The organism is Actinosynnema sp. NPDC059335 (assembly GCF_042752395.1).
GTDB lineage: Bacteria > Actinomycetota > Actinomycetes > Mycobacteriales > Pseudonocardiaceae > Actinosynnema.
Window position 1 is genome coordinate 39,483 of record NZ_JBHYXZ010000004.1, and the last position, 15,412, is coordinate 54,894.

At 72.1% G+C, this 15,412-nt stretch carries 11 protein-coding genes and 1 riboswitch; of the genes, 4 read left to right on the forward strand and 7 right to left on the reverse strand.

Annotated elements, in window-relative coordinates:
• Window positions 1–111: 111 nt before the first annotated feature.
• A complete protein-coding gene (locus tag ACFXGA_RS02050; RefSeq protein WP_378083464.1) occupies window positions 112–3,831 on the reverse strand; it encodes a multifunctional oxoglutarate decarboxylase/oxoglutarate dehydrogenase thiamine pyrophosphate-binding subunit/dihydrolipoyllysine-residue succinyltransferase subunit in 3,720 nt (1,239 codons plus the stop codon).
• A gap of 365 nt (window positions 3,832–4,196) precedes the next feature.
• Between ACFXGA_RS02050 and ACFXGA_RS02055 the strand changes: the two genes are divergently transcribed.
• Both ACFXGA_RS02055 and ACFXGA_RS02060 read left to right on the forward strand, forming a co-directional pair.
• Window positions 4,197–4,568, forward strand: coding sequence for an ArsR/SmtB family transcription factor (locus ACFXGA_RS02055; protein WP_378083465.1), 372 nt, complete (start codon window positions 4,197–4,199; stop codon window positions 4,566–4,568).
• Window positions 4,565–5,050 carry an SRPBCC family protein gene (locus ACFXGA_RS02060; protein ID WP_378083468.1) on the forward strand — a complete coding sequence of 162 codons (486 nt, stop codon included), beginning with the start codon at window positions 4,565–4,567 and terminating at the stop codon, window positions 5,048–5,050. The genes ACFXGA_RS02055 and ACFXGA_RS02060 overlap by 4 nt, the downstream gene beginning before the upstream one ends.
• A gap of 98 nt (window positions 5,051–5,148) precedes the next feature.
• On the opposite strand, the gene ACFXGA_RS02065 is transcribed toward ACFXGA_RS02060, so the two are convergent.
• The 6 genes from ACFXGA_RS02065 to ald form a co-directional block, all read right to left on the reverse strand.
• Window positions 5,149–8,919 carry an ABC transporter ATP-binding protein gene (locus ACFXGA_RS02065; protein WP_378083470.1) on the reverse strand — a complete coding sequence of 1,257 codons (3,771 nt, stop codon included), beginning with the start codon at window positions 8,917–8,919 and terminating at the stop codon, window positions 5,149–5,151.
• Window positions 8,920–9,015: 96 nt separating this feature from the next.
• The gene (locus ACFXGA_RS02070) at window positions 9,016–9,888 is read right to left on the reverse strand and encodes a hypothetical protein (RefSeq protein WP_378083473.1); all 873 of its coding nucleotides are present in this window, start codon (window positions 9,886–9,888) and stop codon (window positions 9,016–9,018) included.
• Entirely contained in the window at window positions 9,888–11,093 is a 1,206-nt protein-coding gene (locus ACFXGA_RS02075; protein ID WP_378083476.1) for an ATP-binding cassette domain-containing protein, read from the reverse strand. The genes ACFXGA_RS02070 and ACFXGA_RS02075 overlap by 1 nt, the downstream gene beginning before the upstream one ends.
• A gap of 48 nt (window positions 11,094–11,141) precedes the next feature.
• On the reverse strand, window positions 11,142–11,516 hold the full coding sequence (locus tag ACFXGA_RS02080; RefSeq protein WP_378083477.1) for a hypothetical protein: 375 nt from the start codon (window positions 11,514–11,516) through the stop codon (window positions 11,142–11,144).
• A gap of 5 nt (window positions 11,517–11,521) precedes the next feature.
• Window positions 11,522–11,704, reverse strand: a complete 183-nt coding sequence (locus ACFXGA_RS02085) for a hypothetical protein (protein WP_123745591.1) — start codon at window positions 11,702–11,704, stop codon at window positions 11,522–11,524.
• 340 nt (window positions 11,705–12,044) lie between these two features.
• A complete protein-coding gene (gene ald, locus ACFXGA_RS02090) occupies window positions 12,045–13,151 on the reverse strand; it encodes an alanine dehydrogenase (RefSeq protein WP_378083481.1) in 1,107 nt (368 codons plus the stop codon).
• A 195-nt stretch (window positions 13,152–13,346) separates the two neighbouring features.
• A riboswitch (glycine riboswitch) is annotated at window positions 13,347–13,441 on the forward strand.
• A gap of 120 nt (window positions 13,442–13,561) precedes the next feature.
• Between ald and gcvH the strand changes: the two genes are divergently transcribed.
• Window positions 13,562–13,942, forward strand: coding sequence for a glycine cleavage system protein GcvH (gene gcvH, locus ACFXGA_RS02095; RefSeq protein WP_378083482.1), 381 nt, complete (start codon window positions 13,562–13,564; stop codon window positions 13,940–13,942).
• A 4-nt stretch (window positions 13,943–13,946) separates the two neighbouring features.
• Window positions 13,947–15,311, forward strand: a complete 1,365-nt coding sequence (locus ACFXGA_RS02100; RefSeq protein WP_378083484.1) for an L-serine ammonia-lyase — start codon at window positions 13,947–13,949, stop codon at window positions 15,309–15,311.
• Window positions 15,312–15,412 lie beyond the last annotated feature (101 nt).

Here is a 15,412-nt window from a genome sequence, read left to right on the forward strand (position 1 = left end):
CACCCCCTGCCGTATCAATAACCGGTACGCCCACCCCCCCCCCCCCCGCCCCCCCGCCCGCCCCCCCCCCCCGGGGGGGGGCCCCCCCCCCCCCCCGGCCCGGAAAGATCCCTACTCGAACGCCTTCGCGATCAGCTCGCGCTGCTCGACCTCGTGCACCTTGGACGACCCCGCGGACGGGGCGGCCATCGGGCGGCGCGAGACGCGCTTCACGGCGAACCGCTCGGGCAGCAGCTCCGGCAGCGCCAGCCCGAAGAACGGCCACGCGCCCTGGTTCGCCGGCTCCTCCTGGACCCAGCGCACCTCGGTGGCGTTCGGGTAGCGGTCCAGCGCCTCGGTCAGCTTCCGCGCCGGCACCGGGTAGAGCTGCTCGATGCGCACGATCGCGACGTCCTTGACGCCCCGCTTCTCCTGCTCGGCCAGCAGCTCGTAGTAGATCTTGCCGCTGCACAGCAGGACCTTGCGCACCGCGCCCTTGTCCACGCCGCTCGGGTCGTCGATCACCGACTGGAACTTGTCGGAGATGAACGCCTCCACCGGGCTGGTCGCGGCCTTCAGGCGCAGCATCGACTTCGGGGTGAACACCACCAGCGGCCGGTTCACGCCGTCCAGCGCGTGCCGCCGCAGCAGGTGGAAGTAGTTCGCCGGCGTCGACGGCACCGCGATCGTCATCGAGCCCTCCGCGCAGAGCTGGAGGAACCGCTCGATGCGGCCGGACGTGTGGTCCGGGCCCTGGCCCTCGTGGCCGTGCGGCAGCAGCAGCACGACGTCGGACACCTGGCCCCACTTCGCCTCACCGGACGAGATGAACTCGTCGATGATCGGCTGCGCGCCGTTGACGAAGTCGCCGAACTGCGCCTCCCACAGCACCAGCGCGTCCGGGTTGGCGACCGAGTAGCCGTACTCGAAGCCCAGCGCCGCGAACTCCGACAGCACCGAGTCGTACACCATGAACTTGCCCTGGTTCTCGGCCAGGTTCTGCAGCGGGGTGTACTCCTCGGACTTCTTGCGGTCCACCAGCGTGGCGTGCCGCTGCACGAACGTGCCGCGCCGCGAGTCCTGGCCCGCCAGGCGGACCGTGCGGCCCTCCAGCACCAGCGACCCGAACGCGAGCAGCTCGGCGAACGCCCAGTCGATGCCGCCCTCGCGGGCCATCTTGGCGCGCCGCTCCAGCACCGGCTTGACCCGCGGGTGCGGGGTGAAGCCCTCGGGCAGGTTCACGTGCGCGTCGGCGATCTTCTCGATGACCGACCGCTCGATGCCGGTGGGCAGCTTGGCCGGGACCTGCTGCTCCTGCTCGATCGACGGCGAGGTCTTGATCGGGTGCTTCTCCAGCTCCCGGACCTCGTTGAACACGTGCTCCAGCTGCGAGGAGAAGTCCTGCAGCGCCTTCTCGGCCTCCTCGACGGAGATGTCGCCGCGGCCGATCAGGGACTCGGTGTAGGTCTTGCGCACCGAGCGCTTCGTGTCGATCACGTCGTACATCGCCGGCTGCGTCATCGAGGGGTCGTCGCCCTCGTTGTGGCCGCGGCGGCGGTAGCACACCATGTCGATCACGACGTCCTTGTTGAACGCCTGCCGGTAGTCCACCGCCAGCTTCGCGACCCAGTAGCACGCCTCCGGGTCGTCGCCGTTCACGTGGAACACCGGCGCGCCGATCATCTTCGCCACGTCGGTGGAGTACTTCGACGAGCGGGAGTGCTCGGGCGCGGTGGTGAAGCCGACCTGGTTGTTGACCACCACGTGCACCGTGCCGCCGGTGCGGTAGCCGCGCACCAGCGCGAGGTTCAGCGTCTCGGCGACCACGCCCTGGCCCGCGAACGCGGCGTCGCCGTGCAGCGCGACCGGCAGCACGGTGAAGCCCTCGCCGCCCTTGTCGAGCATGTCCTGCTTGGCCCGGACGATGCCCTCCAGCACCGGGTCCACGGCCTCCAGGTGCGACGGGTTCGCGGTCAGCGACACCTTGGTCTCGCCGTCGCCGAACATGCGGAAGTACTTGCCCTCCGCGCCCAGGTGGTACTTCACGTCGCCCGAGCCGTGCGCCTGGCCCGGGTCGAGGTTGCCCTCGAACTCGCGGAAGATCTGCGAGATCGGCTTGCCGACGATGTTCGCCAGCACGTTCAGCCGGCCGCGGTGCGGCATGCCGATGACGACTTCGTCGATCTCGTGCTCGGCGGCCTTGTCCAGCACCGCGTCCAGCAGCGGGATGACGGTCTCGCCGCCCTCCAGCGAGAACCGCTTCTGGCCGACGTACTTCGTCTGCAGGAAGGTCTCGAACGCCTCGGCGGCGTTGAGCTTCGACAGGATGTACTTCTGCACGGTGGCCGGCGGCTTCTCGTGCGGCACCTCGACGCGCTCCTGGATCCAGAGGCGCTCCTCCGGGTCCAGGATGTGCATGTACTCGACGCCGACCGTGCGGCAGTACGAGTTGCGCAGCACGCCCAGGATGTCGCGCAGCTTCATCCGCTCCTGGCCCGCGAACCCGCCGACCGGGAACTCCCGGTCGAGGTCCCACAGGGTCAGGCCGTGCGACAGCACGTCGAGGTCGCGGTGGCTGCGCTGGCGGTAGTTCAGCGGGTCGGTGTCGGCCATCAGGTGGCCGCGGGTGCGGAACGCGTCGATCAGCTCGATCACCCGGGCGGTCTTGTCGACCGCGCCCTCGGGGATGTCGGCGACCCAGCGGATGGGCTCGTACGGCAGCCGCAGCGACGTGAACACGTCGTCGTAGAAGCCATCCTCGCCGAGCAGCAGCTGGTGGATGCGCTTGAGGAACTCGCCCGACTCCGCGCCCTGGATGATGCGGTGGTCGTAGGTGGAGGTCAGCGTGATGATCTTGCTGACGCCCATGTCCGTCAGGGCCTGCTCGCTGGTGCCCTGGAAGTGCGCCGGGTACTCCATCGCGCCGACGCCGATGATCGCGCCCTGGCCCGCGGTGAGCCGCGGCACCGAGTGGTTGGTGCCGATCGTGCCCGGGTTGGTGAGCGAGATGGTGGTGCCGGAGAAGTCCTCGGCGGTCAGCGAGCCGGTCCGCGCCTTGCGGATCAGGTCCTCGTACGCCTGCCAGAACTGCGTGAACGTCATGTTCTCGCAGCCCTTGATCGACGCCACGACCAGCGAGCGCGAGCCGTCCTTGCCGGGCAGGTCGATCGCCAGGCCGAAGTTCACGTGCTCGGGCGTGACCACGAACGGCTTGCCGTCGACCTCGGCGAAGTGCCGGTTCATGTTCGGGAACGCCTTGAGCGCCCGCACCACCGCGTACCCGATCAGGTGGGTGAAGGAGACCTTCCCGCCGCGGGTGCGCTTGAGGTGGTTGTTGATCACGATGCGGTTGTCGGCCAGCAGCTTGGCCGGCACGGCGCGCACGCTCGTCGCGGTCGGGACGGTGAGCGACAGCTCCATGTTCTTCGCGATCGCGGCGGCGGCGCCGCGGAGCTGCTTCTGCTCCTCGCCCTTGGTCTGCTGCACCGGCGCGGCCTTGGCCGCCTCGGCGGGCGCGGGCTTGGCCGCGGGCTTCGGGGCCGCGGGAGCGGACTTCGGCTGCTGCTTCGGCGCCTGCGGCTGCGGCTGCTGCTGCGCGGGGGCCGGTGCGGGCGCGGGCGCCGGTGTGGCCGCGGGCGCGGACTGGGTCGGAGCGGGCCGGGTGGCGGTCGTGGTGCCGTTCTCCGCGGCCGTCGTCGCCCCGTTGCCCGACCGCTGCGTCGACTTGTAGTCGGCGAAGAAGTCGTGCCAGGCCGGGTCTACCGACGACGGGTCGGCGAGGAACTGCTCGTACATCTCCTCGACCAGCCACTCGTTGGGGCCGAACTGAGAAGCAGGACTGCTGCTGGACACGGCTGGCGCTCGCCTCTATCCATCTCGCTCTTGGTAATGACTCACTCATGGTCAGGCTAGTCCCCCGTCTGGTGCAGTTCACACACAGGAGGGGCAGCGGCGGGAGTGTTCTCTCACAGAATCGGTCAGGAGATCGGTTCGCGTTATGGGTGCTTGAGCATCACTTGAGGTTAAGCCCGTCACACGCCCGGTGGTGCGTCGACTCGGAGTAGTTCTGCGCACTGCGGGCGCGGTGTCGCGGTGAGGTGTTCAGAGGTCTGAACCAGAGGTGTCAGTGGGGCTCCGACCTGCTTGTTCAACTTCGTGGTTGACAAGCCGGGGGAGGGCTCCTACGGTGGTATTCAACCGAGAGGTTGAGTAAGGAGATGGCGGTGGACGACCAGTTGTCGCGGGTCTTCTCGGCCCTGGCCGACCCGATCCGGCGCGACATGGTGGCGCGGCTGGCGGTGGGCGACGCGACGGTGAACGAGTTGGCCGAGCCGTACTCCGTGACCGTGCAGGCCGTGTCGAAGCACCTGAAGGTGCTCGAGGAGGCCGGCCTCGTCAGCCGCGGCAGGCAGGCCCAGCGGCGGCCCGTCCACCTCGAGGCGGAGGTGTTCGACCTGATGACGAAGTGGATCGAGCGCTACCGGCGCGAGGCGGAGCAGCGCTACCGGCGGCTGGACGCCGTGCTCGCCGAGCTGGAGGACCCGTCGCGGGACCGCACCGAGACCGATGTCGAAGGAGAAGCATCATGACCACGACCACGCACCCCGAGACGGGCATCAGCGCCGACCCGGCCCTGCCGGTCATCCACATCACCCGCGAGTTCGACGCGTCCCGGGAGTCGGTGTTCCGGGCGCACGTCGACCCGGAGCTGGTGGTGAAGTGGCTGGGGCCGCGTTCGGTGACCATGCGGGTGGACCGGTGGGACGCCACGACCGGTGGCGCGTACCGGTACGTGCACAGCCGCGGTGACGAGGAGTACCGGTTCTACGGTTCGTTCCACGAGGTGCGGCCGGCGGAGCGGATCGTGCAGACGTTCACGTTCGAGGGCTACCCCGACGGGGTGGCGCTGGAGACGCTGACCCTGGAGGAGCTGGACGGCGGGCGGACGCGGCTGCACGTGGTGAGCGTGTTCGAGTCGACCGAGGCCCGTGACATGGCGCTGGCGAGCGGCATGGAGACCGGGGTCGTCGAGGGGTACGAGCAGCTGGACGAACTGCTCGCCGGGGCCTGACCCGGACCGACCACGCCCCGCGTGCCGAACCGGCCGCGGGGCTGCCCCGTGCCCGCGTCACCCGCATCCGCGACGCGGCCGTGGTCGGTGGGTAGTGGTCAGTGGGTCGTGGTCAGCGCGGCTGAGCCCTGGTCCGTGCCGTGCCCCACGCCCTCGTCCAGGCCGTGCGACCAGAGGCGGGCGTAGTGGCCGTTCGCGGCCAGCAGCTCGGCGTGCGTGCCCTCCTCCACGATCCGCCCCTCCGACAGCACCACGATCCGGTCCGCCCGCGCCGCCGTGGCCAGCCGGTGCGCCACCACGAACGTCGTGCGCGCGCCCGCCAGCCGATCGCTCGCCTCCAGCACCGCCGACTCGGTCGCCGGGTCCAGCGCGGCCGTGGCCTCGTCCAGCAGCAGCAAGGTCGGCTGGACCAGCTCGGCCCGCGCCAGGGCGACCAGCTGCCGCTGGCCCGCGGACAGCCCCTGGCCCCGCTCGCCGACCTGCTGGTGGAACGCCGACGGCAGCGAGGCGACCACCGGCAGCGCGCCCACCGCCCGCACGGCCGCCTCGACCTCGGCCCGGCTCGCGTCCGGCTTGCCGTAGGCGACGTTCTCGGCGACGTCGCCGCCGAACAGGTGCGCCTCCTGCGGCACGACGCCGAGCCGCTGCCGCAGCTGCGACAGGTCGTAGTCGCGGACGTCCACCCCGTCGACCAGCACCGCGCCCGCGGTCACGTCGTAGAACCGCGCCACCAGCTTGACCAGCGTCGACTTGCCCGCGCCGGTCGCGCCGACGAACGCCACCGTCTCGCCGGGGGCCACGCGCAGCGACACGCCGTCGAGCGCGGGCCGGGTGGCGCCCTGGTAGGTGAACGTCACGTCCCGCAGCTCCACCTCGCCGCGCAGCGCCCGCACCGGCACCGGGTCGGCGGCCGGCGGCACGGTCGTCGGCGTGCGCAGCAGGTCGGCGATCCGGCTCAGGCCCACCCGGGCCTGCTGGTACCCGTCGAACACCCCGGACAGCTGGTACAGCGGCGAGAAGAACAACCCCAGGTACAGCACGAACGCCAGCAGCACACCGGGCGACAGCGTCCCGTCGGCCACCCGGTACGCGCCCACCACCAGCACCCCGGCCTGCGCCACCCCCGACAGCAGCGACAGGAACGGGAAGTACGTGGCGATGTAGCGCTGCGCCCGGATCCGGGACCGGCGGTAGGCGTCGCTGCGCGCGGCGAACGCCTCCGCCGACCGCGCCTCCCGCGTGTACGCCTGCGACACGCGCAGCCCCGACACGTTCTCCTGCAGGTCGGCGTTCACCGCGCTGACGCGCTCCCGCGCCTCCGCGTACGCGGCCGACGACAGCCGCTGGAAGATCACCGTCGCGATCAGCAGGACCGGCAGCACGGCCAGCGCCACCAGCGCCAACCCGGGGTCGGTGGCGACCAGCGCGACCGCGATGCCGACCACGGTCAGCACGCTGATCGCGAACGTCGTCAGCCCGGTCTGGAGGAAACTGGACAGCGCGTCCACGTCCGTGGTCATCCGGGTCATGATCCGCCCGGCCATCTCGCGCTCGTAGTAGTCCAGCCCGAGCCGTTGCAGGTGGGCGTAGCTGCGCACGCGCAGCAGGTACAGCAGCCGTTCGCCGACCCGCGACGTCACCACCGTGCCCGCCGCCGCGGACACCCACCCGGCCAGCACGAGGGCGAGGCTGATCCCGGCCGCCGCCCACAGCCAGCCCGGCTGACCGCCGACCACCCCGCGGTCGACCCCCAGCCGCACCAGGTTCGGCGTCGCCACCGCCAGCGCCGTGTCCACCAGCAGCAGGCCGGCCACGCCGAGCATCGCCCACCGGACCGGCCGCAGCAGCGTCCGCAGCCGGAACCCCGGGTCGGGCGCCCTCGGGTCCTCGCCGCGCAGCACCGGCACGTCCCGCGCGGGCGGCAGGGCGTGCACCCGCGCCATCAGCTCCGGGGTCGGCGGGGTGCCGCCGAGCAGCGCCGACGTGCCGCCGCCACCCCGCGCCCCGGTCGCCGGACCGGCCGCCCGGTTCGCCGCGCGCACGGCCAACCCGTCGGACTCCGACTCCGGCCACAGCTCCGGCGTCGTGCCGTCGGGACCGGGTTCGAGCCGCGCGTCGGCCCGCGGGTCCACCTGCTCGATCGCCTCGCCCGGACCGGCCAGCAGGTCGCGGTAGAGGCGGCAGCGCCCGTGCAGCTCGGCGTGCGTGCCCACGTCGACCACGCGGCCCGCGTCCAGCACCGCGATGCGGTCCGCCAGCGCCAGCGACGACCGCCGGTGCGCGATCAGCAGCGTGGTCCGCTCGGCCGTCACCGCGGCCAGCGTCCGGTGGATCGCGGCCTCGGTCGCGTTGTCCACCGCCGACGTCGCGTCGTCCAGCACGAGCACCCGCGGGTCCGACAGCAGCGCGCGGGCCAGCGCGACCCGCTGCCGCTGGCCGCCCGACAGCGTCAGCCCCCGCTCGCCGACCACGGTGTCGTAGCCGTTCGGCAGCGCCTCGATGAACGCGTGCGCCTCGGCCGCCCGCGCCGCCGCCCGCACCTGCTCGTCGGACGCGTCCGGCCGCCCGTAGGCGATGTTCGCCCGCACCGTGTCGGAGAACAGGAACGCCTCCTCGAACACCGTGCCCACGGCCTGGCGCAACGACGACAGCCGCAGCTCGCGCACGTCCACCCCGCCGACGGACACCGCGCCCTCGTGCACGTCGTAGAACCGGGGCAGCAGCAGCGACACCGTCGACTTGCCCGACCCCGCCGTGCCCACGACCGCCAGCGTCTCGCCCGGCTCGACGCGCAGCGACACCCCCGACAGCACCGGCTCGCTGCGCGTGTACCCGAACGTCACGTCCCGCAGCTCCACGGCCACCGGACCGGCGGGCACCTCGCGCTCGCCGTCCACCACGCCCGGCTGCGAGTCGATCAGCTCGTACACCCGCTCCACGCCCGCGCGGGCCAGCTGGGCGGTCACCATCAGGCTCGCCAGCAGCCGGGTCGGGCCGACCAGGGTGGCCACGTAGGTCGCGAACGCCAGGAACGTGCCCAGCGTCACCTCGCCCCGCAGCGCCAGCCAGCCGCCCAGCGCGAGCACCGCGACCTGGCCGAGGTAGGGCAGCGAGCCCAGCGTCGCGGCCGGCCGGGACGTCAGCCGCGCGGCCCGCATCCGCTCGGCGAACAGCAGCCTCGCCCGCGACTCCAGCCGCGAGACCTCGCGCTCCTCCTGCCCGAACCCCTTCACCACGCGCACGCCGGTGACGGTCTCCTCGACCTGCTGCGCCACGTCCGCCGCGCGCTGCTGCGCCGACCAGGTCGCCGGGAAGAGGGTGAGCCTGCTGCGGGCCGCGACGACGCCGACCGCGGGCAGGATCACCAGCGCCACCAGGGTCAGCAGCGGCGACAGCCAGAACATCGCCACCACGGCGGCCACCGCGAACACCACCGTGCCGAACGCCAGGGGCGTCATCGACAGCAGGCTGTTGACCAGCTGGAGGTCGGTGATCGAGCGGGACACCACCTGGCCGGTGCGCAACGCGTCCTGCTTCGGCCCGTCCAGCCGCTGCACCGAGCCGAACACCGCCTGGCGCAGGTCGTGCTGCACGTCCACGGCCAGCTTGCCGCCGAGGAACCGGCGCACGAACGCCGTGCCGAACGTCAGCAGCTCCAGCCCGACCAGCGCGGCGGCCAGGACGGCGAGCCGGTCCGTGCGGCCCGCCATCGCGTCGTCCACCGCGACCTTGATCAGCAGCGGGCCGACGGCCTGCAACCCCACGCCCACGACGGCGGCCAGCACGGACCACACCACGAGGGCGCGGTGCTGCCAGCACGCGGTGGCGAGCCTGCGGATCCAGCCGTCGGAGGTAGTCACGCGACCCACATTAGGTCCGCCCACCGACGCGGTGGCCGCGACGGATGTGACGAAGGCCGCCCCGAAGTTCCGGGCGGCCTCCGTCAGACGATCAAGATCACGCGATCAGGTGATGTCCTTACGCTGGGTGGCCGCCCAGCCGCCGAGGAAGAACAACGCCGTCCACACCAGGAAGATCAACCCGCTCAGCCACCAGTCGAACGCGCCCAGCGCGCCGCCGAGGGCCCGCAGGCCCTCCACCATGTCGTCCGGCACCACCCCGGCGTTGGCCAGGAACAGCGACGTCGCCACCGACCCGGTCAGGCCGTTGACCGCGCCGTTGGGCAGGAAGCCGATGATCTCCGGCAGGCCCTGGGACGCCAGCACGAGCTGGATGCCGTTCTCCACGATCAGCATGTAGAGCAGCAGGACCACGGTGGTGCCCACGACGCTGGTCATCAGCGCGCCGACGCCGACCCCGAACATGGTCATCAGGATCGACGCGAGCACGCCGACCCCGGCCAGCGCGAGCCAGCCGCCCGCGTCGGGCAGCGAGCCGGAGTCCGAGGTGAGCGCGGTGCCGATGCTCACCGCGGCCACGATCACGATGCCGAAGATCGCGCCCCACGCCACGTAGACGATCATCTTCGCGGCCAGCGCCGACACCCGGTTCGGCGCGGTGAGGAACGTGGTCGTGATGGTCTTGCGGTTGATCTCGTTCGCGATCGCCAGGCCGCCGAAGATCATCGGGAAGATCGTGGCCACGTTGATGCTGCGGGCCATGCCGAACACCGACAGCTGCCACTGCGACGGGTCCACGTTGAGCAGCGCGGCCAGCTCCTCGGCCTCGGAGCTGCTCATGAAGTCCGAGACGGTCTTGAAGATCGCGCCCGTGCCCAGCGCCCAGCCGAACGCGAGCAGCACGGTCGGGATCATCAGGCCCCACCACAGGCCGGTGGTGGTGGTCTTGCGGAACTCCGACTTGATCAGGTTGCCCATCACGCACCGCCCCCGAGGCCGCCCTGACCCTGGTTCGGACCGTACGGGTTGTCCTGCGGCGGCGGCTGGGACCCCGGTGGTGGTTGGTAGCCCTGCGGCGGCTGCTGGTACGGCTGCGGACCGGTCGGCGGCTGCGCCTGGTAGGGCTGGGCCTGGTAGGGCTGCTGGAACGCCTGCGGCGTCTGGTAGCCGGGTTGCTGCTGGTAGCCGGGCTGGTAACCGGGCTGCGCGTACCCCGCCTGCTGGTAGCCCTGGCCGTACCCCGGCTGCTGGTAGGCGACCGGCTGCGCCTGCTGACCCGCGTACTGGCCGTTGGTGAGCTGGAAGAACAGCCGTTCGAGGTCGGCCTTCTCCTCCTGGATGCCGTAGATCGACACGCCCGCCCGCAGCGCGGTGTCGGCGACCTGCTTGGCCTCGACCCCGGCGATCGCGAGCCGGCCGTCGGGCAGCTGTTCGATCGCGGTGATCCCGCCCTCGGTCAGCGCCGCGACCAGCGCCCCGGTGTCGGACGGCTGCACGAGCACCCGGCCCTGCTGCTGCTCGCGCAGGTGGTCCAGCGGCCCGTAGTACATGGTCTGGCCGCGGCTGATGATGACCACCTGGTCGACGGTCTGCTCCACCTCGGCCAGCAGGTGGCTGGAGATCAGCACGGTCCGGCCGCTGCGCGCGTAGGACTGCAGGAACGTCCGCAGCCACGCGATGCCCTCCGGGTCCAGCCCGTTGGCCGGCTCGTCGAGCACCAGGATCTGCGGGTCGCCGAGCAGCGCCGTGGCCAGCGCCAGCCGCTGCTTCATGCCCAGCGAGAACCCGCCCGCCTTGCGGTCGCCCGCCGCGCCGAGCCCGACGAGCTGGAGCACCTGGTCGGCGCGCGAGTCCGGCACGCCGATCGCGGCGGCGTAGACGAGCAGGTGGTTGCGGGCCGTGCGCTTGGGGTGGAAGCCCTGCGCCTCCAGCACCGCGCCGACCACCCGCGCCGGGTTGCCGAGCTGGTCGAACGGCCTGCCGTTGATCAACCCGGTGCCCGCGGTCGGGGTCACCAGGCCGAGCAGCATGCGCAACGTCGTCGTCTTGCCCGCCCCGTTGGGGCCGAGGAAGCCGGTCACCGAACCGGGTTCCACCGTGAAGCTGAGGTTCTGCACCGCTGCGACCGGACCGAACTGCTTGGTCAAGTTCTGCACCACGATGCGGCCACTGCCGTCGTGCACGCGTCCCTCCCGAGTACTCCTACCGGGCGTCATCCTGCCCTAGGAGGGTTACTCGGGGAGGGCGTGTCGTGGTTTCGAGGCCACCTTCGGTATCTCGGTCGTGGTCTCCACCTCGGACGAACGGCGCAGCGTGCGCAGCGGGCGACGGCGTTCGCGGTGCGGCAGGCCGTCGCCGATGAGGTGCTGGTGGGCCATCGTCCACACCTGGCACGGCCACTTCCGGTGCCGCAGGACGCCGGGGCACGCGCCGCAGCGGCCGTCGGGATCCGGTTGGTGCACGGTCAGCAGCAGCCGCCACCCGTCGGCCAGGCGGTGGATCTCGGACCGCGCGAGCGGCACGAGGGACTCCGCCTCGCCGCGCTCGACCGCCTCGTCCACACTGGCCAGCCGGCGCAGCACGGCCGCCCGCAGTGCCTCGTCCACGCCCGTCACATCCTGTCGGCGACTTGGTCGAGCAGCCGGTGCAGCCGACGGGTCTGCGTGACGGACATCACAGCGGACTCGCCCGGCGGCGCGACCAGCAGGACTCGGTCGTCCTCGACGAGCACGGTCATCGACCGGTCCCGCCCGAACGGGTCGTGGCAGTCGATCCAACCTTCGGGTTCAGCCATCTGCACTCCGATCGGCGGTGGCGCGGCAGGGGGCCGCGCGAGCGGACGACCCCGCTGCGTAGCCACGGGGCTCCCGTCCTGTGCATCGGTCGCCGGGTCGTCGTGACTTACCTGTTACGACGCGAATTCACTCATTCGCCTGAGGTCGCGCACGGTGCGTGGTCGAGGTCCGCGGAAATGTCGGCCGGCTCGGTGGGGTCGCTGGGCACGGAGCCGGGTTCGGCGCTAGGATTGGTCACGCGGCCCGCTCCCAGTGACCCCCAGGCTGGTTGAGCGGGCCGTCTTCATCGCCGAAGGGCCCCGCTCACAGCACGTGAGCGGGGCCCTTCGCGTCGGGGGCTCAGAACTCCAGCGGCGTGTGGGCCATCCCGTGCGCCTCCGCGACCGGCAGGTTGGTCAGCAGGCCGTCGTGCGCGTTCAGCCCGAGCGCCAGGGACGCGTCCGCGCGCAGCGCCGCCTCCCAGCCGTGGTCGGCCAGCGCCACGGCGTAGGGCAGCGTCACGTTCGTCAACGCGTAGGTGGACGTGCGGGGCACCGCGCCGGGCATGTTCGCCACGCAGTAGAAGACCGAGTCGTGCACCTGGTAGGTCGGGTCGGCGTGGGTGGTCGGCCGCGAGTCGGCGAAGCAGCCGCCCTGGTCGATCGCGATGTCCACGAGCACCGAGCCGGGCTTCATGTCGGCCACCAGCTCGTTGCTCACGAGCTTCGGGGCCTTCGCGCCGGGCACCAGCACCGCGCCGATCACCAGGTCGGCCTCCCGGACCGCCTGCTCGACCGAGTAGCGGTTGGAGGTCACGGTGCGCAGGCGGCCCTGGTAGAGGGCGTCGATGTGGCGCAGCCGGTCGACGTTGGTGTCCAGGATCTCCACGTCCGCGCCCAGGCCCACGGCGATCGCGGCCGCGTTGAGGCCCGCCACGCCGCCGCCGATGACGACCACGCGCGCCGGGTGCACGCCGGGCACGCCGCCGGGCAGCACGCCGCGCCCGCCCGAGGGCTTCATCAGCGAGAACGCGCCGACCTGCGGCGCGAGCCGGCCCGCGACCTCGGACATCGGCGCGAGCAGCGGCAGCGCGCCGTTCGGCGTCTGCACGGTCTCGTAGGCGATGGCGGTCGTGCCGGAGTCCAGCAGCGCCTGCGTCAGCGGCCGGTCGGCGGCCAGGTGCAGGTAGGTGAACAGGACCTGGCCCTTGCGCAGCCGCGGGTACTCCTCGGCCACCGGCTCCTTGACCTTCAGCACCAGGTCGCCCTCGGCCCACACGTCGTCCGCGGTGGCGAGGACCTTCGCGCCGGCCGCCAGGTACTCCTCGTCGGTGATGGCCGAACCGAGGCCCGCGCCGGCCTCGACCACCACGTCGTGGCCGCGCTGGGTCAGCTCGTGGGCGCCCGCCGGGGTCAGCGCGACGCGGTACTCGTGGTTCTTGATCTCGCGGGGAACTGCGATCCGCACGGTGGGCTCCTTCGGCCGTTGTTACACCCAAGGTCCGTCAACGGGTGATCGGTGTCATCGTGCGGCCGGCACGAACGCGCCGGGAACCGGTTGTGCCGGCCGCACAAGCCGGACGGCGCGTTGACACCCGTCCGGGGCGGCACCTAGCGTGCGGGCCAACCAACTGAACATCGGCCGCGGCGCGTCGTGAGCGCCGGAACCCGCGCGGGAGAGACCTCGGTGCCACGGCCGGGGCGCCGAAGGAGCAAGTACCCCGCACACTCTCAGGCAGCGAGAACCGCTCGGGTGAGGCGACTCTGGAAAGCGCGCCCTCCGGCGCGCACCCACGGTGCAAGCCGCGACGTCGCGGCGAAGCTCTCAGGTCCCAGGACAGAGTGGGGATCCGGACCTCGCCGTTAGGGAGCGCTGTCGTGACTTTTCCGGACAACCTGCTTTACACGCCCGAGCACGAGTGGGTCGACTGGGCGCCGGGTACCCAGGAGCCCGTGGCGGTCGGGATCACGTCGTACGCCGCGGGGTCGCTGGGCGACATCGTCTTCGTGGAGCTGCCGGAGGTCGGCGCCGCGGTGACGTCCGGCCAGGTGTGCGGCGAGCTGGAGTCCACCAAGTCCGTGAGCGACCTGTACGCGCCGGTCAGCGGCGAGGTCGTGGCGGTCAACGAGGACGCCGTGCGGGACCCGTCGTTGATCAACAACGACCCGTACGGGGCCGGCTGGCTGTTCAAGGTGGCCGTGACCGACGCGACCGGGTTGCTGACCGCCGCCAAGTACGCGGAACTGACCGGGGACTGACGTCATGGCGATCAGCGTGTTCGACCTGTTCTCGGTGGGGATCGGACCGTCCAGCTCGCACACCGTCGGCCCGATGCGGGCCGCGATGATGTTCGCGGACCGGCTGGGTCCCGTGCTCGGCTCGGTGGACCGGGTGCGCGTCGAGCTGTTCGGGTCGCTGGGCGCGACGGGCCACGGGCACGGCAGCCCGAAGGCGGTGCTGCTGGGGCTGGAGGGCCACCGGCCGGAGGAGGTGGACCCGGTCGAGGCCGAGCGGCGGACGGCGGAGATCCGCGCCACCGGGCGGCTGCGGCTGGGCGGCGTGCGGGAGATCGCGTTCCGGGAGGACGCCGACCTGGTGATGCACCGGCGCAAGTCGCTGCCGCTGCACCCCAACGGGATGAGCTTCGAGGCGTACGCGGGTGGGTCGGTGGTCGACTCGGCGGTGTACTACTCCGTCGGCGGCGGGTTCGTGGTGGACGAGACGGCCACCGGGACCGACCGGATCAAGGCCGACGAGACGCGCGTCGCCCACCCGTTCCGGACCGGTGACGAGCTGCTGGGCCGGTGCCGGGAGACCGGGCTGTCGATCAGCGAGGTGATGCTCGCCAACGAGCTGTCGTGGCGCGACGAGGCGTCGGTGCGGTCGGGCCTGCTGCACATCTGGGGCGTGATGCAGGAGTGCGTGGAGCGCGGCTGCACGGAGCAGGGCGTGCTGCCCGGCGGGTTGAAGGTGCGGCGGCGGGCGGCGGAGATGCGCCGCCGGCTGGCCGCCGAGCACTACGCCACGGACCCGTTGCGGGTGATGGACTGGGTGACCCTGTTCGCGCTGGCGGTGAACGAGGAGAACGCCGCGGGGGGTCGCGTGGTGACCGCGCCGACCAACGGCGCGGCCGGCATCGTGCCCGCGGTGCTGCACTACTACACCCGGTTCGTGCCCGGCGCGTCCGACGACGGGGTGGTGCGGTTCCTGCTGACGGCGGGCGCGGTCGGCGTGCTGTTCAAGGAGAACGCGTCGATCTCGGGCGCCGAGGTGGGGTGCCAGGGCGAGGTCGGCTCGGCGTGCTCGATGGCGGCGGGCGGGCTGGCCGAGGTGCTGGGCGGCACGCCGGAGCAGGTCGAGAACGCGGCCGAGATCGCGATGGAGCACAACCTGGGGCTGACGTGTGACCCGATCGGGGGACTCGTGCAGATCCCGTGCATCGAGCGCAACGCGTTGGCGTCGATCAAGGCGATCACGGCGGCGCGGATGGCGTTGCGGGGGGACGGCGCGCACTTCGTGTCCCTGGACAAGGTCATCAAGACCATGCGCGAGACCGGCAAGGACATGAAGGTCAAGTACAAGGAGACCGCGCGCGGCGGGCTCGCGGTGAACGTCATCGAGTGCTGACCCGCGCCGGGGGGGGCGGCCGCGGGGGGGGCGGCCCCCGCCCCCCCCGCCCTAACCGCGGCCGTGCCCGGGGACCCCCCCCCCCCCCCCGCCGCCGCGGG